Annotated in this window: 4 protein-coding genes; all 4 read right to left on the bottom strand. The window is 38.9% G+C overall.

The features are described 5' to 3' along the window. A partial coding sequence (locus AC6F75_RS11050; RefSeq protein WP_500715077.1) for a thymidylate synthase occupies nucleotides 1-842 on the bottom strand: 842 nt, incomplete at its 3' end. A gap of 122 nt (nucleotides 843-964) precedes the next feature. Next, nucleotides 965-1,255, bottom strand: coding sequence for a type II toxin-antitoxin system RelE/ParE family toxin (locus AC6F75_RS11045; protein WP_500715076.1), 291 nt, complete (start codon nucleotides 1,253-1,255; stop codon nucleotides 965-967). 84 nt (nucleotides 1,256-1,339) lie between these two features. Then, nucleotides 1,340-1,564 (bottom strand): hypothetical protein, encoded by a 225-nt coding sequence (locus AC6F75_RS11040; RefSeq protein WP_500715075.1) that lies wholly within the window; start codon nucleotides 1,562-1,564, stop codon nucleotides 1,340-1,342. A gap of 196 nt (nucleotides 1,565-1,760) precedes the next feature. Next, on the bottom strand, nucleotides 1,761-1,949 hold a 189-nt coding region (locus AC6F75_RS11035), incomplete at its 5' end, for a nucleoside transporter C-terminal domain-containing protein (protein ID WP_500715074.1).

Raw genomic sequence — 1,949 nt, 5'->3', positions numbered from 1 at the left:
TGCGGATGCGGATTGTAATCTACTAAGGTAAAGTCTTCAAACGAAAAATCAAAGATATTTGTGATTTTAGGGTTGATGATCATTTTTGGAAGTGGCCTGATTTCTCTGGAAAGCTGAAGTTCCAGTTGTTCAAAATGGTTAGAATATATATGAGCATCACCAAAAGTATGCACAAAATCACCCGGTTCAAGGCCGCAAACCTGAGCAACCATCATCGTAAGTAGGGCATAGGAGGCAATGTTAAATGGCACACCCAGAAAAATATCGGCACTGCGTTGGTAAAGTTGGCAAGACAGTTTTCCTCTCCCCCCGCCCTCTCCCAAGGAGTTGGAGCTTTCATCCGGTGGGGACACATAGAATTGAAAAAACGCATGACAAGGTGGTAGTGCTGCTTTTCCGTTTGCCACATTTTCACTGAAAGAAACTGAAGTGTCTGGCAGGACACCTGGATTCCAGGCAGAAATAAGCATGCGCCGACTGTTGGGATTGGTTTTAATTGTTTCGATGAGTTCACTGATTTGGTCAATGCCTTCGCTGTTCCAGTTACGCCACTGGTGGCCGTAAACCGGACCAAGATTACCACTTCCATCTGCCCAATCGTTCCAGATTTTAACTCCGTTTTCCTGAAGGTAGTTGATGTTAGTATCGCCTTTTAAAAACCAAAGCAGTTCATAAATGATGGACTTTAGATGCAGTTTTTTGGTAGTCACCATAGGGAAACCTTCGCTGAGGTCAAAACGCATTTGGTAACCAAACACACTTTTGGTTCCCGTTCCGGTGCGGTCGCCTTTATAGGAGCCGTTTTCAAGTACATGTTTTACAAGGTCGTGGTATTGTTTCATAGCCATATTCCCGCGCAGGCGGGAATCTCGTTTTAGGTTAAACTTCCAAAATCCGAAAATAAAAAAAAGCTTTTGATTGTGTCTGGAAAGTTTGTGAATTCTATTAAAAGTTATTAACCGGATTAATTAAGTTTAAAATTATCTAGGTCCTGATAATTATTCCAAAATCTCAATAGGGTTATGGAATTATTGTCAACAAAATAGTAAAGGGTGATTTGTTTGTTAAGCACAACTTTATGGACATCTCTATAATTTGTTTTGAGAAAAGTGGCTTTGTTGGTTTTAAGAAGTTCAATCAGGGATTCCACTTCAGTGATAAAGTTTGCCACATCAGAAAATGTCCAGTTTTGTTCAAGATATTCTATGTTTTTCCAACAATCAATCTTGGCTAAATGTGACCAAACAATTTTCATGTGGCTTTACTGTTTTTTCAATTAGACACATGGAACATCCTGACTAACCAATTCCGCTGAGAGTTAGCTTTTGAAAAGGATGTTTCATTTCCTGAAATACTTCGGGTATTTTTTTTTGGTTTCCTCCATAACCAAATCATGTTCCTGAGTTGAGGTTTCTTCCAGACTTTTATAACCTGCATCGATGACCTCTTTTTCTTTTTTTGATAGGGAATGAAGTAAAATGGATTCAATTTCTGACAAAACCGATTCTTTACTCTCTTCGATAAGCAAATGAATTAACTCTAATTTTTTTGTAGCGATGTCCATAATTGAAAAGCTTTTTTCAAAGTTATGAAAAGTTAGTTATTTTATATGAATGAAAATAAGATTCGCGTTAGCGATTTTTTATCACGAGATGAACTTCGTTGAATATAAAGGTTTCCCGCCTTACTACTTCGCTATCCTCTTTCGCTGAAGCTTCAGTGGATGAAAAGCTTCTTAGTACAAAGTCGCGGGAATTGGGCTACCCAATAATCATCCCGGCAATAGTCGCAGAGAGTAATGAAGCCAATGTTCCTCCAATAAGTGCTTTGATGCCAAATTCAGATAAGGTTTTGCGTTGTCCCGGAGCCAGTGAGCCAATACCGCCAATTTGGATTCCAATAGAAGCAAAGTTGGCAAAACCACACAACATATAAGTAGCCATAATTAC

This window comes from Planktosalinus sp., from assembly GCF_059864935.1.
Note: the sequence above shows the minus strand (reverse complement) of the source record. Positions and strands in the feature narration are given on the sequence as shown.